Origin of the sequence: Planococcus donghaensis MPA1U2, from assembly GCF_000189395.1 — a bacterium.
Classification (GTDB): domain Bacteria; phylum Bacillota; class Bacilli; order Bacillales_A; family Planococcaceae; genus Planococcus; species Planococcus donghaensis_B.
The window spans coordinates 86,180-112,251 of the sequence record NZ_AEPB01000057.1; the positions used below are offsets into that span (position 1 = coordinate 86,180).

Here is a 26,072-nt window from a genome sequence, read left to right on the forward strand (position 1 = left end):
CGAAATAAAGGTAATTATTCAAAATAAAAAAAATAACACTAGAAAAGTTCTCTACTTGAAGAACTTACTAGTGCTATAGGTCTATTTATTCTGTTGGTTGAGAATATTTCCAAGCGCTTTGTCAATTGTTGGATAATTAAAATGGAAATTGAATTGTTCTAAGCGTTCGGGTAAAATCCAGCGGCTTTTTAAAATCAGTTCTGGTTCTGTCCCGATCACTACCGCTCCCATGTTCAACATCCATTCGGTTGCAGGCAATCCCACTTTCCGGTTCATTGCCATTCGCAATTGCTTCATCAATTCGCGATTGGTAACGGGTTCAGGAGAAGTGGTATTTAGTACCCCACTAATTTGATCATGATCGCGCACAAATAGGATGATTCTATAAACATCTTCTAAGTGAATCCAACTAAACATTTGCTTGCCATTTCCTTGTTTGCCGCCAAGTCCGAAACGTACCATGTTTTCATAAGGCGTCATGACGCCACCATCTTTGCCAAGTACGATGGATAACCGCAACGCTACTTGTCGTGTAGTGGGCAAATTAAACGAAAACAATGCCTGCTCCCACGCTTTGCCGACTTCTACCGAAAATCCACTGCCAAATTCACCGCTTGCCTCGGTCATTGGACGATCTTCCGCATGACGATAAATCGTCGCCGTGCTGGAATTGATCCATAGCGGCGGCGGGTTGTCGCAATTTAAAATTGCTGTGCCAAGCGCTTCAGTTGTCTCCATTCGCGAATCAAAAATTTCGCGCTTATTGGCTTCAGTGTAACGACAATTCACTGATTTCCCAGCTAAATTGACTAGCATTTCTGCGCCTTCCAAAGCGTGGACAATGCCCGTATGATTTGACCAATTCAAATGTCCGGATTGTCTTGATACAATAATCACTTCGTAGCCTTGATCTATGAACTTTTGTTCTAAGTATTGTCCAACAAAGCCTGTGCCTCCAGCTAATACAATCTTTTTCATCTAGCCACCTATTTTCTGTAAGTTGTTATAGTAGTTGACGCGTGGCTTGAACAAAAGATGCACCTCAGCCGAATTCTTTCTGATGTTTCTTTTTGCGCTTTAAATAATCTTCGTCTTCTCGAATTTCATCCCATCGTTTTTTAAAAATCGCTGCCGATTCTGCTTTTACCGGATCAATGTCTCGCTCTTTAATGCTGCCATCTTCATTGTATTTGCGGCCACCTTTGTAATTGGTATAGCGCCGCGCACGCGTATAGCCCATCTGTATAAATTTCCGTGCCATGTCCATGCCAACAAAATCATCTTGCTTGCGATACTCCTCGAACATCTCCGAAATTTTATCGCACGACTCTTGTGCAATTTCCGGTGTTTTAAATCGCCAATGTGGCAAAATCTCACTTTTATACGGCTCTACTAAAAGTACGCCTTGCTCACCTTTGCCCACGCGGTACAATTCCGGATTTTTACGCAAATCAAGATTTTCATAATCAAGATCATAATCAAATGCCATCGTAATCGACTCCTTTGTGCTGTTCTTTGTTAGCAATATACCCTGGATGTCGGGGTGTGAATCTTTTTTATACGGTTGGCGGGAGATTGGTGGGGAGGCTTTGATTCGTGTAAAGACTTGAAAAGTTCATGTAAGAGCAGCAAAAGTTCAGGTAACAGCTCAAAAAGTGTGCGTAACAACGTGAAAACTTCTGGTAAAAGCTTTGATTCGTGTAAAGGCCTGAAAAGTTCATGTAAGAGCATCAAAAGTTCATGTAACAGCTCGAAATGTGTGGGTATAAGATGATTTTATTCATGTAAAAGTTCTTCTATACAAAAAAAGCACCGCCGAGAACTCGACGGTGCTTTTAAGCTTCTGTACTTACGTATAAATCAGAGACGACAATATCGTCTTCTGCCAATATATATGGATGCTTTTCTAGTAAAACGTTTCTAATGTCGTCTTGTAGAAGCGTATTGTCGTAAGCGCAAATGCATGGAAATTTATAGTTCTTTACTGAAACATCTATAATTTTTTCGAAGTCTTCTATCAAATGTATAGGTACTTCTCCAGATGCCCATTCTACGTGTGCCCACGCTCTGAAAGTTGCTTGTTTTTCCAAAAGCGGTTCGAGCATTTTTTCAAAATAAGCTTGAATTGCAGGCGGATGGTAACTACCGCTCGAGAAATAAAAATCAAAGCTTTTTACAAAATGAACGAATTCCATCTGTTCTTTTGTTAGCTGGCTCTTCAATTCAGCATGGATATCTGGTGATAAGCGAGGATTCTCAATCAAGATGATATGGTCCCCTGCTTCTACGCCATGCTTGGCATAAGCGACGACGTGTTCGATGTATTTCCGAATCTCATCATACGCGTATAGCACGTGGACATCGTGCCGAGCGTCAAATAATTGCAGCATGTTTTTGTTCATTCTGTCACCCCTTGGAAATTCAATATGGCTATTTACTAGACTAAGTATACACAATAAAAGAACACCTGTCCCCCGATTTGCCTAGGGACTATTGGATGCAACCCATGCTATGCTTCATGTAACAGCTTCAAAACTTCATGTATAACTTCGAAAAGTACGAGTATAGACACGCAAACTTCTGGTAAAGAGCCTCCATCCATATAAAGACTTTAAAAGTTCATGTAAAGCGCTCGAAAGTTCAGGTAAAGATGAAAATTACACATGTAAAGACCGATTTCATTCTTATTAAAACTCCACTCTCAACACAAATAGAAACCGAAGAAAGTTAACCTCTCTTCGGCTTTTACTCACCCAACAACTGCGTCTTTTGGAATTTTGTAAACACGTGCTTCATATGGAAGCAATTGTTCAGGATCGATGTTTTTATAATTGGCTAATAGCAATGTGGAATCTTCTGGGTGAACCGCGCATAAGCACGCGTGCTGACCGAGGTTCGTAACGATCAGTACTTTATCATCCGCCGACTCGCGCGTATAGGCAAATACCGAATCGTGCCCCATTTCAATTAGTTTGTATTCGCCGTAAACGATGACGTCCATATTTTTGCGTAGCCAAATCATTTGTTTATAGAAGGCTAATACTGAATGTGGATCGTTTTCTTGTGCTTCAACGTTTAGCCACTCGTAATTGGGGTTGACGTTGATCCACGGCATTTCTTCTGAGAAGCCTGCATGCAACGTGTTGTCCCATTGCATCGGCGTTCGTGAATGGTCGCGACTTGTCGCGCGCAAAAGCGTCATGATGCTTTCATGGTCCATACCCGTTTCTTTTTTGTGGAAGTATAAGTTATGCGTGTGAACGTCATCAAAATGATCAAGTTCTTCAAACGGTGCGTTCGACATGCCAATTTCTTGTCCCTGGTAAATAAATGGCGTACCTTGCATGAAGAAATACATACACGCTAAAGCGGTCGCACTTTCACGCCAGTAGTATTGATCGTCGCCCCACGTAGAGACAACGCGCGGCTTGTCATGGTTTTCGATAAATAATGCATTCCAGCCGACACCGTTTACTTTGTCTTGCCATTTGCTCAATACTTTTTTCAGTTCTGGCACATTAACGCCGTTGCTTATTTCCGTATTCCATAAATCGATGTCTTCAAATTGGAAGATCATATTGAATTTGCCGCTTTCTTCGCTGACCCATTCATCGATTTCATCTGCAGAAACGCCATTTGCTTCGCCGACTGTCATGATGTCGTACTTACTGAACGTTTCTTCGTGCAACTCTTTTAATAACGGTTGGATGCCATCGACGTTCATGAATTTTTCCCATGACGGCACAAATACATGATCGCCTGCACCTGCTGTGTTTGCGTATTCTTTTTTAATGTGGCTAATGGCATCTACACGGAAACCGTCGATTCCTTTATCAATCCACCAGTTAATCATTTTATAAAGTTCGTTGCGTACTTCTGGGTTTTCCCAATTTAAATCAGGCTGCTTTTTCGAGAAGATATGAAGATAGTATTGCTTCGTCTTTTCATCGTATTCCCAAGCAGGTCCGCCAAATATACTTTCCCAGTTTAACGGTTCGTCGCGCCACACATACCAGTCGCGCTTTGGATTATCGCGTGATGAACTTGATTCCAAAAACCACGGGTGTTCATCACTCGTGTGGTTGATAACCAAATCGATAATCAACTTCATGCCACGAGCATGTACTTCTTCCATCAGTCGTTCAAAATCGTCCATCGTACCAAATTCTTCTAAAATAGCTTGATAATCACTAATGTCATAACCATTGTCGTCATTTGGTGACTTGTACATCGGACAAATCCAAATCACGTCGATGCCTAAGTCTTTTAAGTAATCCAATTTACTTGTGACACCATTAATATCGCCTAAGCCATCATCGTTCGAATCCATAAAACTTCGTGGGTAGACTTGATAAACGATTGCTTCTTTCCACCATTTTTTAGTCATATTCGATCCCTCTCAAAGACGTCGACACGAACCTCTTTCAATCAGGCGTGAAGGAACCGTGACTTGTTTAGAAGGTGTCGATTCGTCTGTTATTTTCTCTAATACCAACTCTGCCGCACGCAGGCCCAGCTCATAAATAGAGATGTCTACTGTGCTCAGTGGCGGCTTTAAATACCTTGAAATGGTGTGGTTGTTAAATCCAATAATGGAAACATCATCTGGCACTCCAATTTTTAAATCTTCAAGATAGCCGATTACTTCGTACGCCACCATGTCATCGTGTGTGACGATTGCTGTCGGTGGAATCGGAAGTGCCATCAGCCGTCGAATCGATTCGCGTTCTTTGCCTTGGATAAAATCTTGGTTCACCGTATAATCCACATCAAATGGAATCTGGTGCTCAGCAAGCGCCTGCTTATACCCTTGCATTCGGTCAATAGACACGACAAAATCCGTCGCTCCTCCCACAAATGCAATATGATGATGACCCAAACCAATCAAGTATTCAACCGTGTCTTTCGCGATATTGATATTATCGTTATTCACATATGTTACGGAACACGGTTCTTGATGTGGACGCCCGACAACTGCGAATGGCAATTCGCTTTGTCTTAAAAACTCCAGTACCGGATCGCCAATTTTTGAATACAACAGGATAATGCCATCGACTCGTCGACCTTGTACCATTTCCACAACTTCTTGGTAAATTTCTTCTTGAGTGGCACCCGTTGATAAATACAAACCATATTTACTGTCATGAGCTTGGGTTGAAATGCCGCGCAATACTTCAGGAAAAAACGGATTTTGAAAAGCCAATGCCGCTGAGTTTTCCATAATGATGCCGAGTGTCCGGCTTTTATTTGCCACCAAATTGCGGGCTTGGAAGTTTGGGTAATACCCCATGTCTTCCATGACTTCCCGCACTTTTGCTTTTGTTTTCACACTGATTCTCGGATTATCTGCGATTACGCGGGAAACGGTGGCTGGTGAGACGCCCGCTTTTTTCGCCACATCTTTAATCGTGATTGCCATTTAACCGTCTCCCTTATTTTACTGCTCCATCCGATACTCCTTTGATGATTTCGCGCTGTGCAAAGAAGTAGAAAATGATAACTGGGACGATAGCTAGTGTTAATCCGGCAAGTGCTAGATGCCATTGCTTCGTGTATTCACCGAAGAAGAAGAACATTTTCAATGGAATCGTTTCACTTCCTGGGGTATTAATAACAAGTGACGGCAATAAATAATCGTTCCAAATCCAAATGATGTTAAGAATCGCAACTGTTACCGTAATTGGTTTCAAGATTGGGAAAATAATATGCCAGAACACTTGCCAACGGTTAGCACCATCAATTGTCGCCGCTTCATCAAGTGAGCGTGGGATATTGTTTAATGCGCCGTGATACAAGAAAATCGAAAGACTTGCGCCAAAGCCGATGTACATGAAAATCAACCCGCCGCGGTTTAGCATGTCAAACTTCCCGAATACCGTAACAAGCGGAATCATTACAGACTGAAACGGAATTAACATCGCTGCAACGAATGTGAAAAACAATACTGTACTAAGCTTACTTTTAGCGCGTGATAACGCGTAGGCTGCCATTGCAGAGAATATAATAATCAACACAACACTAATGACAGTGATTAACAACGAATTAAATAAAGTTTGCATAAAATCAAGTTCTTCGAATGCTTTGATGTAGTTATCAAAACTCCAGCTTTCTGGAGGGCTAATCGTATCCATAAAGATTTCTTTTTTTGATTTAAACGAGTTCACGAACATCAGATAAAACGGCGCTAGCCACAAAATCGCTAACAATAAGCCGAGAACTTCTAGTTTAATATTCCACTTTTTCTTCATTACATTTCGACCTCCTTACGTTTGTTCAGATACACCTGGACAAGTGCGATGATCGCTACGATGATGAAGAAAATAACAGCTTTCGCTTGTGCATAAGCAAAGGCATTTTGCATAAACGCCGTCTTGAAGATTTCCATCGCAACCATTTCTGTAGAGTTGTAAGGTCCGCCGCCTGTTAGCGACAAGTTTTGATCATACAATTTAAACGTATTCGACAGCGTCAAGAACATGCTGACGGTAAACGCAGGTGCCACAAGTGGGAAGATGACAAAACGGAAACGTTGGAACGATGAAGCTCCATCAATTTCAGACGCCTCCAGCAATTCTTTTGGCATCCCTTCCAAATAAGCAATATAGATAACCATAATGTAACCAGCCATTTGCCAGCTCATTAAAATAACCAAGCCCCAGAACCCAGTGTCTGTTGTAGACAACCAGCCTTGTAAACTTTCCATGCCGATAATTTCACCGACACTTGCAAATACTTTAATGAAGATAAACTGCCAAATGAAACCTAAAATTAATCCACCGATTAAGTTCGGCATAAAGAATGTTGTACGCAATAATTTGCTTGAGCGAACGCGACCTGTCACAAGAAGTGCAAGCGACAAGCCAATTACGTTAATTAAAATAACAGATACTACTGAGAATTTTGTAGTGAACCAAAGCGAATCCAAGAAACGCTGATCGTGGAATAAGTCGATGTAGTTTTGGAATCCAACAAACTCACCTGTATTTATGCCGTTCCAAGTGGTGAAGGAGTAATAGACGCCTAGTAGCATCGGAACGATGACGACTAGCGTAAGTGCCAATAAGACAGGGGCAAGAAACAACCAATAAGATAAATCTTTTGTACGCATACAGGCATCATTCCTTTCTTGAGTTGTTCGGTTAATTTTAGATTTGGTTGAAAAATCGCTCTAGACGGACGCCTTTCCTCTTTTAATTTTGATTTGGTTAGCGATAGTCCGCAAAACAGCTGCGCTTGCCGCGGGCGAGCGCCAAGCCGCTTCGTCGCTCTGCTCCTGCAGGGTCTCGGCTGTCTCGCTTTCCCGCAGGCGTCTCCGCCGTTTTGCTACCTATCTTTTATTTTTCGAGTAGCAATACTAGCTGCTCTCACTTTGTATCTAGCAAGTTCTTAGCGCCGGCGCGTCTACGGGCTAGGCGGAACAATAAGACGAGTGTTCTTTTCGGCTTATTGTGTGAGCCATGCCCAAAGCGTCCGGGGCGGCTTAAACTTCTCAATTTTCCCTAGATACAAAACAGCTGCTCTCACTTTGTATCTAGCAAGTCTCTTAGCACCGGCGCGTCTACGGGCTAGGCGGAGCAATAAGACGAGCGCTCTTCTCGACTTATTGTGTGAGCCATGCCCAAAGCGTCCGGGGCGGCTTAAACTTTTTAATTTACCCTAGTAACAAAACAAAGTAGCACAGAGGCTACTTTGTTTGAAACGCTCATAATGATCATTAGCTTGCAAGTTGCTTATTTAGCTCTGTCTGTTTTCCAAGCTTCTTTCGCTGAGTCGATAACTTCGTCCCAGCTTGCTTCGTCGCTTAGGTATTTTTGGATGTTCGAGCCAAGTTCGTCTTGTCCCCATCCAGTTGGGTAACCCATGAATACCCATCCGATTGTGTTACCAGACTCAGAAGCGTCGTAGATAGCTTTCGACATTGGATCAGAGATTTTTGATGTATCGTAACCTTCGTAAGCTGGAATAAATTTGAAGTCTTCCAATACAGCTGTTTTACCTGCATCAGATGTGTATAACCAGTCTAAAAATGCTTTTGATTCTTCGACAACTGCTTCGTCAGCTTTTTTGTTTACGCCCCAATACATTGGTACGCCAACTGGTAGTCCAGCATTATCCATGCCTTCTACAGGAATTGGCATAAGGCCAACACCGCTGTCCGCAAGTTCTTGGTCGATGCCAGCGATTGAACCGTAAGCCCAGTTTCCTTGTTGGATAATCGCTACGCGCTCAAGTGAGAACAATTCTTCTACTTGTTGCGAGTAATCAAGGCTAACTGTTGGTTGTTTCGAGTATTCGTTTTGCAAATCAACGATTTTCTTGAAGCCTTCTCCGTATTTGAAGTCAACTGTTTCTGCGTCAAATGCAGTTAATACATTGTTGTCGAATTCAGGTGCTAAGAATGTGTTCGACAAGTGAAGTCCTGTTACCCAAGTTTCTTTACCTGGGAAAGCGAATACCGATTCAAGACCAAGTTCGTCTTTTTTCGAATCCAATGTTTTCACAGCTTCTTCAAGTGATGCGTAATCCGTGATTGATGTAGGATCAATTCCTGCTTCTTCGAATAGACGTGTGTTGTAGATAAAGCCATAACCTTCTTGGTTATAAGGAAGTCCAAGTACTTCAGACTCAACTGTAACGCCATCAAGTGTGCCTTCAAGAGCTGCGCCTGATGCTGCTGTGTCTGTTAAATCTGCTAAGCTGTCTTTCCAGTCCGCTACATCCTGAGGTCCACCGATGTTAAAGATTGCGGGTTCGTTGCCAGATGCAAAGCGTGAACGAAGTGCTGCGCCGTAATCTTCGCCGCCACCAACTGTTGTGATTTCAATATTAACGTTTGGATTTTCTTCTTCGTAAAGTGCCACTACATCTTCAAATTGTTCTTTGAATTCCACTTTAAATTGGAAAATATCAACCGTAACTTGTTCGCCTTCTGCGCCAGACTCTTCTTTTTCTCCATCACTACTACATCCTGCTAAAACTGCTGCTGATAACATCAATGATGCGACTAACCCCTTGCTGAACTTTAATTCTTTCATCAGTAAATCCCCCTTTAGAATGTTTGTGAAATCGTTTGCACAAAGTATCAAATAAAAAATGAGAACGGACTGGAGCTTGTTCCCAAAAATTAATTATCTGTATCATATCATTATGAAAACGTTTGCACAAGGTCTCTTTTTAAAATAATTAAAAAACTTTTTCCCTGGCCTTAATAAAAGAAAAAAGGAGCGGTTTCTTTCTCCGCTCCTACGCCAATTTACCGATTTAATTTTCAAGAACTAATAATGCTGCACCTAAAATGCCGGCATCGTTTTCAAACTGTGCGACTTCTACCGGCACCGGATTTAATAAAATGGTATCCATCTTTTCCTGCAGTGAAGTCATCCATAAGCCTGCCGCTTCTGATACACCACCACCGATAATAACCATTTCCATATCAAAGACCGCTTGCAAACTACTAATGACTAGCGCTAAGTCAGCTGTAAATTCTTCTACAACTTTTTTAGCAGCGGGATCGGTTTTGGCATTTTCAAACAGCTCAGGTGGTGTTACTAGTAGCCCTGCTTCTTTAATGCGGCGCTGCAATGCTGTTCCGGATACATACATTTCACTGCATCCGAGTCGACCGCACGCACATTTCACTCCGTTTGGATAGAGAATCATATGGCCAAGTTCTGCCGCACCCCCGTGTGGTCCACCACTCAATAGTTTGCCGTCCCATAATACGCCACCGCCAAGACCGGTACCAAGCGTTAACACCACGACACGATCCAGTCCTTGCGCCGCACCAAACTTTGCTTCTGCAAGTGCCACAACATTTGCATCGTTTTCGACTTCGACGCGTTTGCCTGTTGCTTTTTGGAGCCATTCTTTAACTGGCGTATCGGTCCATCCTGGCAAAGTTTCTGCCGCGTAAATTACTTTTCCTTGTTTTGGATCAACAAAGCCGTGCGTGCCAATGCCAATTGCTTGAACTTCTGGCTGTTCTGCTAATATGCGCAAAATGTTTTCTTCAAGGTATGGATAAAGCGGAATGATCGTCGGAATTTTTTCTTCGTATATAATTTGACCGCTAGCGTCAATGATGCCCATGCGGATTTTTGTACCACCTATGTCGACTCCTAATACTTTTTCCATGGCTCCTCCTTATGGTCTTCGTTTTTATTTGTAATAAACAACGGCTTCGTATGGCTCGAGTACTAATTCGTCTTCGTCGTTTTGACGATCGTAATTGCCGATTAATCTGTCGCCTTGTGGGCGTTCTACTGTTTTTTGCTGACTTGAAAAATTACAGTAAACGGTCAATTTTTCTTCGTTCCATGTACGCGTATATGCGAATAATTCTTTGTCTTGACGGTGCAATAATTCGAAGTCACCATGCGTGATGATGTTCATGTTTTTACGGAACGCGATAAGCTTTTTGTAGTATTGATATATGGAATCTGGATCTTGATGCTGCGTCGCATTGATGTCTGTATAATTTGGGTTTACTTTGATCCATGGTGTACCTGTTGTAAAGCCACCATTTGGTTCGGTTGACCATTGCATCGGCGTTCGTGCATTGTCACGACCTTTAGCGTAGATTTTCTTCATGATGTCATCATGTGAAATTCCCGCTGCACGCTTTTCTTGATACATATTGATGGTCTCAATGTCTTCATATTCTTCAATCGCCTCAAAACGAACGTTGGTCATGCCCAATTCTTCGCCTTGATAAATATACGGTGTGCCTTGCATAAAATGTAGACACGTTGCGAGCATTTTAGCTGACTCGACACGCCATTGCTGATCGTTGCCAAAACGCGATACAATGCGCGGCTGGTCGTGGTTGTTCCAGTACAAACTGTTCCAGCCTTCTTCGTGTAAACCGTGCTGCCATTTTTCCAGATTCTCTTTTAAATCGGTCAAATCGAGCGGCTTTAAATCCCATTTCTCCCCCGATGCTTGGTCAAGGTCCATATGTTCGAACGTAAAAATCATATTGAGTTCTTGGTTTTGTGCAGCGGTATAGTCGCGGGCTTCTTTTGGTGTAGTACCTGGTGATTCACCCACTGTGACAATATCGTAATGAGACAGCACTTGTTTGTTCATTTCTTTTAAGTACGTGTGAACGTTAGGGCCGTTCATAAATTGGCTGCTCGCATCGCCATTTGGTGCATCTTGCATATCTGGAACTTTTGAAATCATGTTGATGACATCCATCCGGAAACCATCTACACCTTTATCCAGCCACCAGCGCATCATTTCGTAAACGGCGTTTCGCATATCTGGGTTTTCCCAGTTTAAATCTGGCTGCTTTTTGGAAAACAAATGCAAGTAATATTGGTTGCGTTCTTTTTGGTACTCCCACGTCGATCCTCCAAAAAACGAGCGCCAATTGGTTGGCTGATCGCGCCATATGTAAAAATCGGGATGGTCTTTAAACCAAGCATGCTCATCAGACGTATGGTTGACTACAAGGTCCATGACCAATTTCATGTCACGCGCGTGTACTTTTTGGAGTAGCTCATCAAAATCTGCCATCGTGCCAAATTCTTTCATGATTTTGTAATAATCACGAATGTCATAGCCATTATCATCGTTCGGTGAATCATACACAGGCGATAGCCAAAGAATATCTACACCGAGCTCATGCAAGTAATCGAGTTTCTGGATAATCCCACGAATATCGCCGATTCCATCGCCATTTGAATCCATAAAGCTTCGCGGATAAATTTGATACACAGTCGATTTTTTCCACCATTCAGTCATCAAGATGCCCCTTTTCTCGTAAAGTGATTACTATTCTAACATCATACATGAATCCGCTGTTTTGCCAACTACTTAATTTAAACTGTGGTTTTATTGTATAATGAGTAAATTATGCAATTCTTCAGAACGCTAAAACCTGCGAAAAGAGGTATTCGATGATCAATCAATTAAAAAAACTCTATCCTTCGCTTCAACTGTTTGACCAAAGCACACTTTCTTCAGATTCAGCTTATAAATGGTTTTCACTGGCTGATGGCAAAATTGTCGGCATTCACGAAAAGGACCTAGCCCCAAGAGATATGTCTTTGCTTACGACATTTTTAACGCCTTACAATCCGACTTTTCCGGTGCTGACAGACGAAGAAAAAAAGTGGTCGGCTGCGGTTAATCCTGAGCTTTCCACTGATGCGCAGACCTTTTCATTACATTCTCCGTATCGCTTTGTGCATTTTTCCATTCAAGAAAAACAAATTAGCCCTACAGCGTTTAAGCAAGCGGTTCAAGATTTTTATGCACAGCACGTACCGATTTTGTGGGAAAACGACCATCAAGGAATTTTGGTGGAATACGTCACAAAAGAAGATGGCCCGATTTCTTATGATGAAATTATCGATGTGTTGATGAGCGATTTGTATATCAAAATCCATTTTTTTGTTGGACCACTTCGTGCAAGTTTGGACGGAGCTACCGCTCATTACCGCGCGATGGTAGACGGCGCAAAAACCATTAGCCTGTATTCGAAAAAAACCGTCATCAGTTATACCGATGCCGTACCGTATTTATTGATCGACCAAACACCCGAGCCATTCCAGAATGAAATAAAAAAATCGGTTTTGCAAGATTATCAAGGCGATGAAGAAACGATGAAAATGATTGAGGTATTCGTACGCAATAACTTAAATATCTCCGAAACGGCAAAAGCTTTGCATATGCATCGCAATAGTTTGCAGTACCGCTTTGATCGCTTTTACGAAAACACCGGTATTGATGTTCGAAAATTTCATGATGCGCTGGCCGTTTACTTAGCGATTCTCATCGAAAAGTAAATGTGCACAAAAACGGATTTGATTTTTTAGGCAATTTTGATATTTCCTCTACCTCGTCATTCGGTTAAGCTGTTACCAATGACAAACAGATTATTGGGGGAAACCAAATGACGGGCTTAACATTAGTTAATATCAAAAAAGAATACGAAAAAGGTGTAGTTTCGGTTCAAGACTTTAACTTAGAAATTCGTGATAAAGAATTTTTAGTACTAGTTGGACCTTCAGGTTGTGGGAAATCAACAACGCTTCGCATGATCGCAGGATTAGAAGATATTACAGACGGTGATTTGTATATCGGCGACAAACGCGTTAACGACGTATCACCTAAAGACCGCGACATCGCGATGGTTTTCCAAAACTACGCTTTGTACCCGCATATGACTGTTTATGAAAACATGGCGTTTAGTTTGAAACTACGCAAAATGAAAAAAGATGAGATTAAAGCACGTGTTGCTAACGCTTCAAAAATTTTAGGACTAGATGATTACTTAAACCGTAAACCGAAAGCGCTATCAGGTGGTCAGCGCCAACGTGTCGCTTTAGGCCGTGCGATTGTCCGTGACGCTAAAGTCTTTTTGATGGATGAGCCTTTATCCAACCTGGATGCGAAATTACGTGTACAAATGCGCGCAGAAATCCAAAAATTACACCGCCGTCTACAAACGACGACTGTTTACGTAACGCACGACCAAACAGAAGCTATGACAATGGCAACTCGTTTAGTTGTTATGAAAGATGGCTTTGTTCAACAAGTCGGCACGCCAAAAGAAGTTTACGACTTACCAGAAAACATGTTTGTTGGCGGATTTATTGGATCTCCTTCTATGAACTTCTTAACTGGCAAATTAGTTGGTAGCCATTTTGTAATAGGCGATTCCAAAGTTCTTATTCCAGACAGCAAGCTAAAAATGCTTCAAGATCAAGGTTACGAAAACAAAAACCTAGTGCTTGGCATCCGTCCTGAAGATATTCACGATGAGCCGCTATTCTTGGAACATTCACCACATACAAAGATTCAAGCTTATATCGATGTTGCTGAATTGATGGGTGCGGAAATCATTCTTTACTCGAAAATTGATGACCAAGATTTTGTTGCACGCGTTGACTCTCGCTTTAACGTTGAAGCTGAATCTACAGTTGACCTTGCATTTGATATGAATAAAGCCCATTTCTTTGATGGCGACTCTGAATTACGTATCCGTTAATCGAGCGTTTTGTTAACCACCGAGTATGACTCGGTGGTTTTTTGTATTTAGCGGCGATTTTATTTAATTATCTAAACGACGACTAATACTCCATAAAAAAAGCCACCCAAAAGGGCAGCTAGTTGTTAAAATTCTTTAATGCCAGCAATGATTTGTTTCAAAGCATCAATCGATTTGAGTGGATCGTTTTGGCAATCCAAGCGGTGATTAATATCTGGCAATAGTGTCGATTTTAAATTCGGGTTTGCTTTTAACAACTCGAAAGCACCTGCTGAGTAATAGCGATCTTTGTCGCCAATAAAGCATAATGCTTCGTTTTTGCTGTTGACCATTGTGTTGAGCACCTGTTCTTGATTTAGTAATGGTGTTACCCATACAGCTTTAGCATCGCTAAATTCTGGGCGCAGCATTTCAGTTCCCATCGCAATCGTACCAAGCGATTTGCCGACCAAGTAAAAGTCTTGATAGTTTCTTCCTTTAAGCACTTGGCTAATTACTAAACGCACATCGTGAACAATCGCTTCGTTTAATTCAGTCATCGTGAACTCGTCATATGCTTTGTCTGTGTATTGGTAGTTTACTCGCAACACATCGTAATTTGCATTTAAGAAAATTTCTTCTGCGAAATGGAAAAGCGGACTTTTTGTTGTATATCCAGCACCTGGCAAGAAAATAGCCAATTTTTTTGTGTAATCTTCTGTTAGCATCACGGTATAAGGTACTTCAATCCCCTTGTAACCTACGACTTTGTTGTTAATTGCTTTCATAATTTTCACTCCTATCTCTCTCTATTATAAAGAATATTCCATAAGTTTACTAAATATTTTTGAAATTAGCTATGATACAATCGATTTACCATTAATTTTTCGGGGAGGCTAACAAATGAGGACGGAAAAAGACAAAATGCTCGCGGGTGAAATGTACGATCCAGCCGATTCGGTACTGCGCCAAAATCGCATGAACGCTCGCCGACTTAGCCGGCTGTTTAACGAAACAACCGAAATGGACGGCCAAGATCGTGCTGACTTGCTAAAAAAATTACTTGGCTCGACTGGCGAAATGATTCATGTCGAACCCACCATCCGATGTGATTACGGATACAACATTCACGTAGGCGATAATTTTTATGCCAATTTTGACTGCGTGTTTCTCGATGTTTGCGAAATCCGGATTGGCGACAATTGCATGATTGCCCCGGGAGTCCATATATACACAGCCACTCACCCGCTAAATGCCGTTGCGCGAAACTCCGGCAAAGAATTTGGAAAACCCGTCACAATCGGCGACAATGTCTGGATCGGCGGCAGGGCCATTATTAATCCGGGCATCACCATTGGCGACAATGCGATCATCGCAGCTGGCGCCGTCGTTACCCAAGACGTACCTGCGAATACATTAGTAGGTGGCAATCCCGCACGAATCATTAAACAAATTGAGGAATAAAAGCAATGCGCTCCGGTGCGTTGCTTTTTTTACTTTCCATCATTATACAAATAAATTATGAAAAAGCGAATTTTTTGTAAAGAATATGTTGGGAATTTGGTGTAGCGATTTTGATTTTTTTAAAGGCTTTAAAAGTTCTTGTTAAAGCGCTAAAAATTCAGGTAAAGAGTTCGAAAGTTCATGTAAAAATTGCTATCCCGGTAAAGACTCTAAAAGTTCAGGTATAAGCTTCAAAAGTTCAGGTAAGAGTGCGAAAAGTTCAGGTAAAGATTCCAAAAATTCATGTATAAATCGCCATCCCGGTAAAGACTTTAAAAGTTCAGGTATAAGCTCTAAAAGTTCAGGTAAGAGTGCGAAAAGTTCAGGTAAAGAGCTCAAAAATTCATGTATAAATCGCCATCCCGGTAAAGACTCTAAAAGTTCAGGTAAAGAGCTCAAAAGTTCATGTAAAGACCCAAAAACTTCACATAACCCCTCACCACTCCCCAACAAAAAAAATCCCCCAAGCGACATGTGCCGCTTGGAGGATCAATCACCTTTACATCTCTACTTCTATGCCCGTGCCATTTGCTTTGATTTTGCGGTAAACACCTTTGGCTACAGCGAGATCAAAATAAGCCGCACCTACGCATTTGAAGAAAGTGATTTCCGATTCCGACTCACGGCCTGCAGCATTTCCGGCAACAACTTGCCCGAGTTCTGCGTGCAATTGATCGAATGACCACGCACCCGTTTTCACGGTGTGGATTAATTCGCCGGCTTCGTCTTTAACGCCTGGTAAGTCGTCAGCGACAATTTTATCAGCGCGTAAGATTGTGGTTTCATCCACTTCGCGCATGCTTGGCAAATAGGAACCAACGCCGTTAATGTGCGTACCGGGTTTTAAGTCGTCTCCGTTAAACACCGGATCGTTCGAGCGGGTGGCGCAGCAAATAATGTCTGCTTGCTGAACGGCTACTGACACAGTTGTTTCGACTGTGTACGGGATGTTGATACCAAATTCAACAAGTCGTTTACCAAACCGCTGTGCTTTTTCGGGTGTGCGGTTGACTAAAATAATTTTTTCGATGGGTCTCACTGCTAATACGCCAAGCACTTGCTCGAACGCCATGCCGCCTGTACCGATCACAGTCAGTACGCGGCTATCTTTTCGTGCCAACAAATCCGTTGCAATTCCGCTAAGTGCACCTGTGCGCAATCGCGTTAAATACGATGCCGTCATCATCGCCACATGTTCTCCGTTATCTCCGTCTGACAAAAGAATCACACCTTGAGTCGTCGGTTTGTTTTGTGCTGGATTTTCCGGAAAGATGGTGACGATTTTCACGCCTGAGATTTTATTGACCATATCTGCACTTGGCATATAAAGTGCGGATGCTTGGCGTTCTGGAAAGCTAAGGACGGTGCGATGCGGGTTATTAATCTGGCCCTGCTCTTTTGCCCGAAGCATTTCTGTTACGTCGCGGATGGCGTCACTCATATCGTATTGTTGCTGAATCTGTTGTTCGTTGATGATAAGCATGAATACCCTCCTAAAAATATGCGCTTAAACGCGGCTTTCCTTCGCTACTAATGTAGCTGCTTTTTCTTGTTTTTGGGTGCCACTTAAATCTTTTACTGCCCAGATAGATAACAACGAAATCACGGCTGTTAACATGATATACAATGCGACCGGTACGTAAGAGTTATCAAATGTTGCTAGCAAGAATGTTGCCACTAAAGGTGCTGTTCCCCCTGCTAATGCTGCACCAATTTGATAGCCTAATGTAACTCCCGTGTAACGAACTTTTGCATCAAAAATTTCTGAGAACATTGTTCCAAGTACCGCTGTGATTGGCGCCCAAATAACGCCTAGTCCAATGATTGTCGCAACGATTAAAAGTAACACAGAACCTTGTTGCAACATCCAGAAGTAAGGGAAAGCGAACAAGCCCATTGCTACAGCGCCAGTCACATACATTTTCTTGCGTCCAATCCAGTCAGACAATGCGCCCATAATCGGGATCAAAATCGTCGTAATCACCGTTGCAATCATAACGGCTGCGAGTGTAGCTGTTCTTGAAAACTCGAGATTTGTTGTTGCGTACGATACAACAAATGTCCCGAAAATATAAAACGGTGCTGTCTCAACAACTTTTGCTCCAATCGCGATTAACACTTCACGCCAGTGATATTTTAATGTATCCACAATCGGTAATTTCGGAATCTCACCAGATGCTTGGACTGCTTTAAATTCTGGTGTTTCATCAATGCCTTTACGAATCCAAAGACCAAACAATACTAGAAACGCACTCAAGATAAACGGTACGCGCCAGCCCCAGCTCATAAATGCCGCTTCTGGCAATAAAGTCATCAAGTACAGCGCCAAAGTTCCCATCACCATTCCGATCGTAACGCCCATTTGTGGGATACTCCCAAAAAACCCGCGTCTTTCAGGTGGTGCATATTCTGTCGCAAGTAGTAATGCGCCGCCCCATTCTCCACCTATCCCAAGTCCTTGGATCAAACGAAGGGTGATTAACAAAATCGGTGCTGCAACTCCAATTGCTTGATAAGTTGGCAATAAGCCCATCGCGAACGTGGCAAAGCCCATTAAACTCAATGTGATTACCAATGTTTTTTTACGGCCAATGCGGTCGCCGATATGACTAAAGATAATGCCGCCAAATGGACGAATAAAGAATGATAAGGCAAAAGATGCGTAAGCGAGCATTAACCCGACTGTTGGATCTTCGTTGACAAAAAATAATTGATTAAATACTAATGCTGCCATGGTGCCGTATAAAAAATAATCAAACCATTCAATCGAACTTCCCACAAGACTTGCCGTCAAAACTTTGCGTGTTTGCTTTTTATCCATTCTAACTTCCCCTTTACGAATAAATTGAAGTGACACTTTAATTATCCCTTTTCAACAGTTTAGTCAGTTAGCAATATTCTGTCAATGAACTTCTTAAATTTTATTTTTAGTGGATGTACGTTATGATAGAGACAGAACATTTAGTAAAGAGGGGTTTCTGCATGCCGAATGGAACAATTGGGGTAACATTAAAAAGTCTTCGCAAGGAGCGCAAATTGACCTTGAAAGAGTTAGCAGAGCAAACCAATGTCTCCATTAGCTTTTTATCGCAAGTTGAACGCGGAAAGTCGAGCGTGACATTAGAGTCGCTGCGCAAAATAGCGGATGCCTTGAATGTCGACCCTAGTCTTTTTTTCGCCAATGAAACCGAAAAAACCGATTGGGAATCGCGACTTGAAAAATTCCATTACAAAGATTTATCACACGGTGTTAAAGAAGCAAATTTAGTCCCAATGCTAGTAATCATGAAACCGGCTGAATCCGAAGGCAATCCATTTGCCCATAGCGGTTATGAGTTTTTATTCGTATTGGATGGGGTGTTAACTGTCGAGGTGGACGGCGAACGTACCGAACTTACTGAGCGACAATCCATCATGTTTGATGCACGTAAACGACATTATTGGTTTAACTTAACGGAGCACGATGTACAATTTTTACTCGTATCATCCAAAACGAATTAAGGGGAATCTGTCTATGCATCCAGTCAAAGATCCGCAAGTAGATGAATTTATCGAAGGGTTAGAAAATCCAGTACAAGACATTGTTTCTGAACTCCGCACATTGGTATTCGAAGCTTACCCAGAAATGGACGAAGGCTTTAAATGGTCAAAGCCGAGTTATGCCAAAGAAGGTCTCGTGTGTTATATGCAAACGGCAAAAGGGCATGTCAATTTCGGCTTTTACCGCGGCGCGGAACTTCGTGACGAATCCAATCTACTCGAAGGCGACGGCAAAAAAATGCGTCATGTTCGCTTGAACCGGACCGATGACATTCAAAGCGATGAACTGAAATTATTGATTTGGGATGCAGTGGAATTAAACCGGAAATAAAATAAAAACCGAGGTGCAATTGCACCTCGGTTTTCTTATTTTGTCGCTTCGTATGTGATGATGGAGTTTGCGTTTTTTGGGTACTGATCAAACTGATAGCCCGATGAAATCGAAATCTCTTTAAAACCAATGTTTTTTAAAAGGGTACGGAATTCTTCCACGCCATACCAACGCATCGGATAGCGTTCGAGTTCGGTTTCGATCAACTTCCCTTCGCGCCAGCGCTCGTAACGCCCTTGTGAAACAAAGGTTTGTTGAATCCAATCTACTTTGATTTTCTTGCTTTCCACGGTTAACGTATCGCCATTAAGCGCTTGCCATGTTCGAGTAGACGTTTTCTCTAGTTCGACGCCTGCTGGCACATCCAAGTCGACAATTAATCGCCCGCCTGTTTCTAAGTGATTGTAGAAGTTTCGAAGCGCTTTTAGCGATTTTTCTCGTTCATCAAGCAATAGGAATGTTCCAGTTGGAATCACAACGGCTGCATACTTTTGATCAACCGAAAACGACTCCATTTTTGCATGAAATAAATTCGGATTGAAGCCGTGCTTTTCACAATTGGCTCGGCACACTGTCAGCATTTCTTCGGATACATCAAATCCATCTACTTCGAACCCTTTTTCAAGCAACGGTACAAGCATGCGCCCAGTTCCCGTAGCTGGTTCTAAAATACGGCCTTTACACGAACGGAGTCGTTCCAAGTAGTATTCAATATCCCCGAACGAACTGCCAATCGGCTTGTCGAGATCGTACACTTCTGACGACAACTTGCTGTAATACCCTAACAACGCCTCACCCCATCCTTTTTATGAAATCATCGCTAAGTTGACGATTACTGCAATTATATTCGGCACAGCCACCATCACTGCGTTTTTCATTTTTGTCACGCGCTGTTGCTTTTCGCGACGTTTTTCTGAACTTGTTGTTCTTGTTGACTTGTTTTTACCAGTGCCCAATGCCAAAACGCCCCATATCAATGCAACGCCAGCAACAATGCCGCTGATCATGTAAATTAATGACCAATCATTTAGCAAATACGCAACCAGCACACCAATTAAAGCAATCGCTGTTCCAGCTAAAAAGTATTTCATTATGTTCTCTCCTTTAGATACTGTATGTGGCTAAAATTCACCTGCTTGTTAATTTTATCAAATGTCACCCGATTGAGGTAGTCGGAGAGTTGGAAATTTGTTTTCTTGTTATGTGTGGTTTTCGAATCTTTGGGTGGGTGGTGATTTATACAGCAACTTTTGCGATCCTTACATGAACTTTTCGATCTCTTACATGAATTTTTGAACTCTTTACATGAACTTTCCCTCTCTTTACACGCATCGCGATTTATACACTAACTTTTGCGACTCTTACATGAACTTTTTGCTCTCTTACACGAACTTTTAAACTCTTTACATGAACTTTTCCGCTCTTTACACGCACCGCAATTTATACACTAACTTTTGCGACTCTTACATGAATTTTTCACTCTCTTACACGAACTTTTGAACTCTTTACATGAACTTTTCCACTCTTTACACGCATCGCGATTTATACACTAACTTTTGCGGCTCTTACACGAACTTTTTCACTCTCTTACATGAATTTTTGAACTCTTTACATGAACTTTTCCGCTCTTTACACGCATCGCGATTTATACACTAACTTTTGCGACCCTTACATGAACTTTTTGCTCTCTTACACGAACTTTTAAACTCTTTACATGAACTTTTCCGTTCTTTACACACACCTCAAACTCCACAACCCCTTACCCAAAACCCACACCCTTATAATGCCTAGCAGTTCGCCTAGGCGAACTGCGCTAACCCCTTACCCCTATAAAAAAAGCTGTCCACAAAAGCAGACAGTTGAAATACTTTTATAATTTTCGGTAGCGTTTTAAAGCGAAGATGTTCATAAAGATAAACACTATCGCAAAAGCAGCGAGTGCTAGTAGGTTGCTTGAAATATCGGCTAATCCTTCTCCTCGGTACATAATCGCTTTTAAGGCATCGGCTGCGTAATATAGCGGCATGATGCGGCTGAGGTTTTGCAGCCAGTCGGCCATGCCTTCGAGTGGGATAATACCGGCAAAAAAGATTTGTGGAATAACGACAATCGGGATAAATTGAACCATTTGGAATTCAGACGATGCGAATGTAGATAACAAAATTCCAAGTGACAGCGCTACTAACGCCAGCATTAAATTGACAAGTATAACGTGCCATACTTGACCGATCATGATCATATCCAATACTTGGATCGAGTAAAACACAACGATAATGGTTTGGATAATCGCAAAAATGCCGAAGCCTGTTAAATAAGCCACAACAATTTCCCAGCGACGAATTGGTGTTGCTAATAAGCGTTCCAATGTTCCCGATACGCGTTCTTTTAACAAGCCAATGCCTGAAATGAGAAATACAAAAAAGAACACGAAAAAGCCGACTAGTATTGGTCCGAGTACATCAAAAAATGCGGTATCTTCATCCCCAAAAATGTATTTGGTTTCTATGCTCGGCGCATTTCCTCCCCCTTGCATCGCTGCGATTTGCGTAATTTTCATGAGCAATCCACGAGATGTGCTTGGGTCATTGTTTTCCAAAACCACTTGGAAACTGCCGTCTTTTATTTCCAATAATCCTGCGAGATTATCTGAAATGATAGTTTGATTGTCAGCTTCATCGTAAGAAATCACATCAATTGATGCGTTTTCCATCGCCGTCATGAGCGGTTCACTGCCTCCGACCACTGCGAGTCTCGGGTCTTCTGATTCGCCATTAAAGAAAAAATACATTAAAGTCAGCACAATTAGCGGAGCAAAAAACAGCAAAGCCATTGTTCGTTTGTCGCGAAGTAATTGCAGCATGATGCGTCGAATTAGGGCTAGCGTTCTCATCGTGCATCCCTCCCTGCTTGCAGAAAGACCTCTTCTAAATCAGTTGCACCATATGTCGTTTTCAGTTCAGCCGGTGTTCCAGCTGCTAAAATTCCACCTTCACGCACCATGGCAATGCGGTCGCATTTTTCTGCCTCGTCCATTACGTGAGTGGTTACGATAATCGTCTTTCCTTGCTCTTTTTTTAATGTCATCAATTCCCGCCAGATGGATATGCGAAGTTCTGGGTCGATACCGACAGTTGGCTCATCAAGAATTAAAATTTGCGGATCGTGAACAAGCGCAATCGCTAAAGACAAGCGCCGTTTCATACCACCTGAATAAGCCGCGACTTTTTTTCCTAACTCGTCGGTCAACTCGACCAAATCTGCAGCATAAGCAATTCGGTCTTTCAAGTCCGCCTTCTTCATTTTGTATAGTGATGCGAAAAAGCTTAAATTTTCTTTCCCCGTCAATTCAGGGTATAAGCCATCTTCTTGAGCCATATAACCAATATTTTCGAGCAATGTTAAATTAGGGACTCGTTTACCCAGCACTTCTACTGTCCCATTCGTCGCAGATTCAATTCCAACAATCATTTTAACTAACGTTGTTTTTCCTGATCCTGAGGGTCCAATCAAGCCAAAAATTTCACCTTCTGCAATTTGCAAGTCTACTTCTTTCAGTACGCCCGCTTTGCCATAGGCTTTACTAAGTTTATTGATGGAGATGCTATTCTTCATGTGCATTCCCTCCAGTCGAATAAAATCTTCGTGTTACTTTTTATTGTACGCTCATTCTAAAAAAAACAAAGCAACAATTTCGCTGCTTTGTTCGAACTTCCTCTTATTTCCACTCTTCAGCCAATATACCGTAAACTACGTGATCGACGTAATGGTCGTATAGCCATTCCGCTTGGCGAATAGTGCCTTCTTCTTTATATCCTAGACGTTCAGGAATGCTGCGGCTTTTGTGATTTTCTGCGGCTGCACGAATCTCAACTTTGTTTAACTTGAGTTCAGTCAGTGCATAATCAGTTAAAGCTTTAGAAACACGCGTCATGATTCCTTTTCCTTGATATTCCTGTCCGAGCCAATAGCCAATATAGGCAGTTTTATTGGCTGCATTAATACTATTAAAGCCTCCAACTCCCACAATCTCTCCCTTGTATAAAATAGCAGCGCCTAAAGATTTGCCTTCAACAAAATTACTGCTACCGGATTTAATAAAATCTCTCGTGTCTTCTACTTTTGTTGTGAAATCGAGCCAAGGTAACCATTCTCTTAAATATGTTCTCGATCCGTCAGTCAATTCGAAAATCCGATCTGCATCACGCACTTCTAAAACTTTCAGCGATAAGTCTTCATCAATTTTATGTATGAACATGGAAATCACCCCTTTTATTGTATGCATCTATCGTAGCATAATTTCTATATACTAATTACTATAATTGCCACCAAATATTTCCGTTCATTGCATTTATCTAAAGGGTGAACTACACTAACCGTAAGGTATGGAGATAGTCATTTTTATAAAAATTTCACGAAAGAAAGCGAGTTGAAAATAATGAGCGAGTTTTTCACACCTGGGAACCAGGCGCTTGGTGTCACAATTGCTGTTGGCTTTATCATTGTGTTGTCTCTAATTGGTGCTGCTTTATGGTTTACATTGATCAAAGCACGAAAAAATGCAGCGCGTACGGAACCGCATGAATCAGATCAAGCAATTGAAGCGTTACGTCGACGTTATGTAAAAGGTGAAATTACTAAAGAGCAATACGATGAGCAATTGCGTTCGTTAAAGACGTCATCAAAAAACTAATTGTGCAGTTTTTGTGGAGCTTTTCTTTTCCGTTTAATTTCCAAATTAAAGGGAACCTAAAAAGAGAAGCAACAAAATCTGAAATTGGAGGTTTTATTGATGGCAACTGAACAACATGCAGAACTGATTAAGACTTTGCACGATTGTGCAGCAGCATGCAACCATTGTTTTGACGCGTGCTTACAAGAAGATGATGTAAAAATGATGGCGCAGTGCATTCGTCTAGACCGAGAATGTGCGGACATTTGTGCTTACCTTGAGCACGCCATTACACGCAATTCACCGTTTGTTGCAGAACTAGCAAAAGCTTGTGCAACAATTTGTGACGCATGCGCAGAAGAATGTTCTAAACACGATCACGATCACTGCAAAAAATGTGCAGATGCTTGTGCAAAATGCGCAGAAGCTTGCCGTAACGTAGCATAATTCTCTCCAGAAAAGCCCGGTCGCAGAAAAATTCTCTGCGACCGGGCTTTTGTATTGGCAGGAAAGTCCGCTTTTCTTCATAATATAAGCAAAGGAGTGGATTCGGATGACTCGACATGTATTGGTTGTCGGTGCGGGGATTGGCGGTTTAACAGCAGGCTCACTGCTTGCCAAAGACGGTTGGTCTGTAACCTTGCTCGAAGCGTCTTCAGAACTGGGCGGCTGTGCTAGTAAATTTAAACGTCATAAGTATTTATTTCCCGTTGGTGCAACGCTCGGAATGGGGTTAGAGCCAGGCGGTATTCACGAACGTGTTTTTCGTTACCTCGGCAAACCGATGTCCATCGAACCACTTGAGCGTGTGATGGAGATGGTTCATCCGGCTGCGACTTTCGTGTTTCACCAAGACCGGGCGCAACACGTTGACGGCATCGTTGCTCATTTTCCATCTCACAGCGAAAAAATTCGAGCGTTTTATAAAGAAGTTTTTGCTGTAGCTACGACTGTCCGCACGTTAATGGATCCGCTTCCTGCCCTGCCACCTGCTACCGCAAACGAGTGGGCTTATTTGGTTAAATCAATGCGTCCTCACCACATTAAACTGCTCCCTTTTTTCAATCAAACCTTAGGTCAGCGTTTAAAAAAGCATGGCCTCAGTGAACTGCACGAATTTCGTCATATGCTGGATGGATTGTTAATTGATAGTATGCAAACAGATAGTGAAGATGTTGCGTATTTATTGGCTGCAGTCGCACTAGATATTTACCATGAAGGGGCTTATTACGTACCGGGCGGCTTGTATCGTTTTGCTGAACTAATGGGCGACAGCTTAACAGAAAGCGGTGGCGTATTAAAAAAACGACGTACTATTGAAAAATTACAAGCTCACGGGAATGGCTGGATTGCTACCGATCATCGCGGCAATACATATGAAGCATCCGATGTTATTTTAAATGTGCCGATTCAGCAATTGCCAAAAATTTTAGCCCCAGAACTTGTAGCCAAGCTGAAAGTGTCTTTGCGCGACGGTATTGCTGGAGAAACCTGGACAACATTGACGCTTTATCTAGCCGTTGATTCGACGAAACTCGATGAGCCTTTACCGGCATTTAGGCAAATTTCAACTGGCGATGGGTTTGCTGAAGGCGGTCATTTCTTCATGTCTGCTTCTCTTCCAGATGACGAATTGCGTGCGCCTGCAGGCTTTCAAACGGTAACGATTTCAACGCATTCACGTATCGAAGAATGGAACAGCCAAGAAAAGTACGAAGAAACCCGCGAAGTATTAACCGAACGGATGCTGCAAACGATCCAACATGTGATTCCTGGATTTCGTGAGGCAATTGTTCATATGGAGAGCGGCGCACCTAAAGCTTGGGAACGTTTTGCGGGTCGTGTTAACGGCTTGGTCGGTGGATTTCCTCAAACTTTAGATGCCGCTTTGTTTCATTCGATTTCACACCATTCTGGTTTGCCTAACCTGTATGTTTGTGGCGATCACATTTTTCCAGGCGGCGGTACAATTGGCGCTGCTGCAAGTGGTATTCACGCGGCACGCTCGGTTTCTGGCAAGCGATTAATCTAGAAAAACCACTGCAGAAAAA

At 42.2% G+C, this 26,072-nt stretch carries 27 protein-coding genes; 8 read left to right on the forward strand and 19 right to left on the reverse strand.

The genetic code is table 11. The features are described 5' to 3' along the window. Positions 1-81 precede the first annotated feature (81 nt). The 10 genes from GPDM_RS14995 to GPDM_RS15040 form a co-directional block, all read right to left on the reverse strand. A complete protein-coding gene (locus tag GPDM_RS14995) occupies positions 82-978 on the reverse strand; it encodes a TIGR01777 family oxidoreductase (RefSeq protein ID WP_008432688.1) in 897 nt (298 codons plus the stop codon). A 64-nt stretch (positions 979-1,042) separates the two neighbouring features. After that, positions 1,043-1,489 (reverse strand): DUF4385 domain-containing protein, encoded by a 447-nt coding sequence (locus tag GPDM_RS15000; RefSeq protein ID WP_008432694.1) that lies wholly within the window; start codon positions 1,487-1,489, stop codon positions 1,043-1,045. Between the two features lie 346 nt (positions 1,490-1,835). Further along, positions 1,836-2,402, reverse strand: a complete 567-nt coding sequence (locus GPDM_RS15005) for an MEDS domain-containing protein (RefSeq protein ID WP_008432696.1) — start codon at positions 2,400-2,402, stop codon at positions 1,836-1,838. Positions 2,403-2,749: 347 nt separating this feature from the next. Then, positions 2,750-4,387, reverse strand: coding sequence for a glycoside hydrolase family 13 protein (locus GPDM_RS15010; protein ID WP_008432698.1), 1,638 nt, complete (start codon positions 4,385-4,387; stop codon positions 2,750-2,752). A gap of 12 nt (positions 4,388-4,399) precedes the next feature. Further along, a complete protein-coding gene (locus GPDM_RS15015) occupies positions 4,400-5,419 on the reverse strand; it encodes a LacI family DNA-binding transcriptional regulator (RefSeq protein ID WP_008432699.1) in 1,020 nt (339 codons plus the stop codon). A gap of 13 nt (positions 5,420-5,432) precedes the next feature. Continuing rightward, positions 5,433-6,248 (reverse strand): carbohydrate ABC transporter permease, encoded by an 816-nt coding sequence (locus GPDM_RS15020; RefSeq protein WP_008432701.1) that lies wholly within the window; start codon positions 6,246-6,248, stop codon positions 5,433-5,435. Further along, the gene (locus GPDM_RS15025; RefSeq protein WP_008432702.1) at positions 6,248-7,108 is read right to left on the reverse strand and encodes a carbohydrate ABC transporter permease; all 861 of its coding nucleotides are present in this window, start codon (positions 7,106-7,108) and stop codon (positions 6,248-6,250) included. The genes GPDM_RS15020 and GPDM_RS15025 overlap by 1 nt, the downstream gene beginning before the upstream one ends. A 622-nt stretch (positions 7,109-7,730) precedes the next feature. Next, positions 7,731-9,035 (reverse strand): ABC transporter substrate-binding protein, encoded by a 1,305-nt coding sequence (locus tag GPDM_RS15030; RefSeq protein ID WP_008432704.1) that lies wholly within the window; start codon positions 9,033-9,035, stop codon positions 7,731-7,733. 226 nt (positions 9,036-9,261) lie between these two features. After that, entirely contained in the window at positions 9,262-10,134 is an 873-nt protein-coding gene (locus GPDM_RS15035) for an ROK family protein (protein ID WP_008432705.1), read from the reverse strand. A gap of 24 nt (positions 10,135-10,158) precedes the next feature. Further along, positions 10,159-11,748: a glycoside hydrolase family 13 protein gene (locus GPDM_RS15040; RefSeq protein ID WP_008432706.1), complete on the reverse strand. Its 1,590-nt coding sequence runs from the start codon at positions 11,746-11,748 to the stop codon at positions 10,159-10,161. A gap of 155 nt (positions 11,749-11,903) precedes the next feature. On the opposite strand from GPDM_RS15040, the gene GPDM_RS15045 reads away from it, so the two are divergent. Together GPDM_RS15045 and GPDM_RS15050 are read left to right on the forward strand one after the other, a co-directional pair. Next, positions 11,904-12,794: a PucR family transcriptional regulator gene (locus GPDM_RS15045; protein ID WP_008432707.1), complete on the forward strand. Its 891-nt coding sequence runs from the start codon at positions 11,904-11,906 to the stop codon at positions 12,792-12,794. A 107-nt stretch (positions 12,795-12,901) separates the two neighbouring features. Beyond that, positions 12,902-13,999: an ABC transporter ATP-binding protein gene (locus GPDM_RS15050; protein ID WP_008432708.1), complete on the forward strand. Its 1,098-nt coding sequence runs from the start codon at positions 12,902-12,904 to the stop codon at positions 13,997-13,999. Positions 14,000-14,124: 125 nt separating this feature from the next. On the opposite strand, the gene GPDM_RS15055 is transcribed toward GPDM_RS15050, so the two are convergent. After that, complete coding sequence (locus tag GPDM_RS15055) at positions 14,125-14,766, reverse strand: alpha/beta family hydrolase (protein WP_008432709.1); 642 nt, start codon at positions 14,764-14,766, stop codon at positions 14,125-14,127. A 115-nt stretch (positions 14,767-14,881) separates the two neighbouring features. Between GPDM_RS15055 and GPDM_RS15060 the strand changes: the two genes are divergently transcribed. Next, entirely contained in the window at positions 14,882-15,442 is a 561-nt protein-coding gene (locus GPDM_RS15060) for a maltose acetyltransferase domain-containing protein (RefSeq protein WP_008432710.1), read from the forward strand. Positions 15,443-15,634: 192 nt separating this feature from the next. On the opposite strand, the gene GPDM_RS15065 is transcribed toward GPDM_RS15060, so the two are convergent. The 3 genes from GPDM_RS15065 to GPDM_RS15075 are packed head-to-tail and all read right to left on the reverse strand — an operon-like array spanning position 15,635 to position 18,302. Beyond that, positions 15,635-15,934 (reverse strand): hypothetical protein, encoded by a 300-nt coding sequence (locus GPDM_RS15065; protein WP_039863459.1) that lies wholly within the window; start codon positions 15,932-15,934, stop codon positions 15,635-15,637. Between the two features lie 46 nt (positions 15,935-15,980). After that, a complete protein-coding gene (locus GPDM_RS15070) occupies positions 15,981-16,964 on the reverse strand; it encodes an ornithine cyclodeaminase family protein (RefSeq protein ID WP_008432712.1) in 984 nt (327 codons plus the stop codon). A gap of 24 nt (positions 16,965-16,988) precedes the next feature. Further along, the gene (locus GPDM_RS15075; protein WP_008432713.1) at positions 16,989-18,302 is read right to left on the reverse strand and encodes an MFS transporter; all 1,314 of its coding nucleotides are present in this window, start codon (positions 18,300-18,302) and stop codon (positions 16,989-16,991) included. Between the two features lie 161 nt (positions 18,303-18,463). On the opposite strand from GPDM_RS15075, the gene GPDM_RS15080 reads away from it, so the two are divergent. Further along, complete coding sequence (locus GPDM_RS15080; protein ID WP_008432715.1) at positions 18,464-18,982, forward strand: helix-turn-helix domain-containing protein; 519 nt, start codon at positions 18,464-18,466, stop codon at positions 18,980-18,982. Between the two features lie 13 nt (positions 18,983-18,995). Then, positions 18,996-19,352: a DUF1801 domain-containing protein gene (locus GPDM_RS15085; RefSeq protein ID WP_008432716.1), complete on the forward strand. Its 357-nt coding sequence runs from the start codon at positions 18,996-18,998 to the stop codon at positions 19,350-19,352. 35 nt (positions 19,353-19,387) lie between these two features. Here the strand turns inward: GPDM_RS15085 and GPDM_RS15090 are convergent, their stop codons facing one another. From GPDM_RS15090 to GPDM_RS15110, 5 genes are all read right to left on the reverse strand, one after another. Beyond that, positions 19,388-20,140, reverse strand: coding sequence for a class I SAM-dependent methyltransferase (locus GPDM_RS15090; RefSeq protein WP_008432717.1), 753 nt, complete (start codon positions 20,138-20,140; stop codon positions 19,388-19,390). Between the two features lie 18 nt (positions 20,141-20,158). Beyond that, complete coding sequence (locus GPDM_RS15095; protein WP_008432718.1) at positions 20,159-20,443, reverse strand: DUF5316 domain-containing protein; 285 nt, start codon at positions 20,441-20,443, stop codon at positions 20,159-20,161. 779 nt (positions 20,444-21,222) lie between these two features. Next, positions 21,223-22,242: an ABC transporter permease gene (locus GPDM_RS15100; RefSeq protein ID WP_008432719.1), complete on the reverse strand. Its 1,020-nt coding sequence runs from the start codon at positions 22,240-22,242 to the stop codon at positions 21,223-21,225. After that, the gene (locus GPDM_RS15105) at positions 22,239-22,964 is read right to left on the reverse strand and encodes an ABC transporter ATP-binding protein (protein WP_008432720.1); all 726 of its coding nucleotides are present in this window, start codon (positions 22,962-22,964) and stop codon (positions 22,239-22,241) included. Before GPDM_RS15105 ends, GPDM_RS15100 begins: the two co-directional genes overlap by 4 nt. Before the next feature lie 103 nt (positions 22,965-23,067). Further along, entirely contained in the window at positions 23,068-23,607 is a 540-nt protein-coding gene (locus tag GPDM_RS15110) for a GNAT family N-acetyltransferase (protein ID WP_008432721.1), read from the reverse strand. A 180-nt stretch (positions 23,608-23,787) separates the two neighbouring features. Here GPDM_RS15110 and GPDM_RS15115 point away from each other — a divergent pair, with 180 nt between their 5' ends. From GPDM_RS15115 to GPDM_RS15125, 3 genes are all read left to right on the forward strand, one after another. Beyond that, complete coding sequence (locus GPDM_RS15115) at positions 23,788-24,042, forward strand: SHOCT domain-containing protein (protein ID WP_008432722.1); 255 nt, start codon at positions 23,788-23,790, stop codon at positions 24,040-24,042. Positions 24,043-24,141: 99 nt separating this feature from the next. Further along, a complete protein-coding gene (locus tag GPDM_RS15120; RefSeq protein WP_008432723.1) occupies positions 24,142-24,468 on the forward strand; it encodes a four-helix bundle copper-binding protein in 327 nt (108 codons plus the stop codon). Positions 24,469-24,574: 106 nt separating this feature from the next. Beyond that, positions 24,575-26,053, forward strand: a complete 1,479-nt coding sequence (locus tag GPDM_RS15125; protein WP_008432724.1) for a phytoene desaturase family protein — start codon at positions 24,575-24,577, stop codon at positions 26,051-26,053. Positions 26,054-26,072: the final 19 nt, after the last annotated feature.

Coding starts and splice junctions, on each gene's coding strand:
- GPDM_RS15020 (WP_008432701.1), bottom strand. CDS start 6,248: ATGAAGAAAAAGTGGAATATTAAACTAGAAGTTCTCGGCTTATTGTTA.
- GPDM_RS15120 (WP_008432723.1), top strand. CDS start 24,142: ATGGCAACTGAACAACATGCAGAACTGATTAAGACTTTGCACGATTGT.
- GPDM_RS15085 (WP_008432716.1), top strand. CDS start 18,996: ATGCATCCAGTCAAAGATCCGCAAGTAGATGAATTTATCGAAGGGTTA.
- GPDM_RS15070 (WP_008432712.1), bottom strand. CDS start 16,964: ATGCTTATCATCAACGAACAACAGATTCAGCAACAATACGATATGAGT.
- GPDM_RS15000 (WP_008432694.1), bottom strand. CDS start 1,489: ATGGCATTTGATTATGATCTTGATTATGAAAATCTTGATTTGCGTAAA.
- GPDM_RS15105 (WP_008432720.1), bottom strand. CDS start 22,964: ATGAAGAATAGCATCTCCATCAATAAACTTAGTAAAGCCTATGGCAAA.
- GPDM_RS15045 (WP_008432707.1), top strand. CDS start 11,904: ATGATCAATCAATTAAAAAAACTCTATCCTTCGCTTCAACTGTTTGAC.
- GPDM_RS15125 (WP_008432724.1), top strand. CDS start 24,575: ATGACTCGACATGTATTGGTTGTCGGTGCGGGGATTGGCGGTTTAACA.
- GPDM_RS15015 (WP_008432699.1), bottom strand. CDS start 5,419: ATGGCAATCACGATTAAAGATGTGGCGAAAAAAGCGGGCGTCTCACCA.
- GPDM_RS15075 (WP_008432713.1), bottom strand. CDS start 18,302: ATGGATAAAAAGCAAACACGCAAAGTTTTGACGGCAAGTCTTGTGGGA.
- GPDM_RS15025 (WP_008432702.1), bottom strand. CDS start 7,108: ATGCGTACAAAAGATTTATCTTATTGGTTGTTTCTTGCCCCTGTCTTA.
- GPDM_RS15110 (WP_008432721.1), bottom strand. CDS start 23,607: ATGTTCATACATAAAATTGATGAAGACTTATCGCTGAAAGTTTTAGAA.
- GPDM_RS15010 (WP_008432698.1), bottom strand. CDS start 4,387: ATGACTAAAAAATGGTGGAAAGAAGCAATCGTTTATCAAGTCTACCCA.
- GPDM_RS15040 (WP_008432706.1), bottom strand. CDS start 11,748: ATGACTGAATGGTGGAAAAAATCGACTGTGTATCAAATTTATCCGCGA.
- GPDM_RS15030 (WP_008432704.1), bottom strand. CDS start 9,035: ATGAAAGAATTAAAGTTCAGCAAGGGGTTAGTCGCATCATTGATGTTA.
- GPDM_RS15060 (WP_008432710.1), top strand. CDS start 14,882: ATGAGGACGGAAAAAGACAAAATGCTCGCGGGTGAAATGTACGATCCA.
- GPDM_RS15080 (WP_008432715.1), top strand. CDS start 18,464: ATGCCGAATGGAACAATTGGGGTAACATTAAAAAGTCTTCGCAAGGAG.
- GPDM_RS15035 (WP_008432705.1), bottom strand. CDS start 10,134: ATGGAAAAAGTATTAGGAGTCGACATAGGTGGTACAAAAATCCGCATG.
- GPDM_RS15115 (WP_008432722.1), top strand. CDS start 23,788: ATGAGCGAGTTTTTCACACCTGGGAACCAGGCGCTTGGTGTCACAATT.
- GPDM_RS14995 (WP_008432688.1), bottom strand. CDS start 978: ATGAAAAAGATTGTATTAGCTGGAGGCACAGGCTTTGTTGGACAATAC.
- GPDM_RS15005 (WP_008432696.1), bottom strand. CDS start 2,402: ATGAACAAAAACATGCTGCAATTATTTGACGCTCGGCACGATGTCCAC.
- GPDM_RS15055 (WP_008432709.1), bottom strand. CDS start 14,766: ATGAAAGCAATTAACAACAAAGTCGTAGGTTACAAGGGGATTGAAGTA.
- GPDM_RS15050 (WP_008432708.1), top strand. CDS start 12,902: ATGACGGGCTTAACATTAGTTAATATCAAAAAAGAATACGAAAAAGGT.
- GPDM_RS15100 (WP_008432719.1), bottom strand. CDS start 22,242: ATGAGAACGCTAGCCCTAATTCGACGCATCATGCTGCAATTACTTCGC.
- GPDM_RS15095 (WP_008432718.1), bottom strand. CDS start 20,443: ATGAAATACTTTTTAGCTGGAACAGCGATTGCTTTAATTGGTGTGCTG.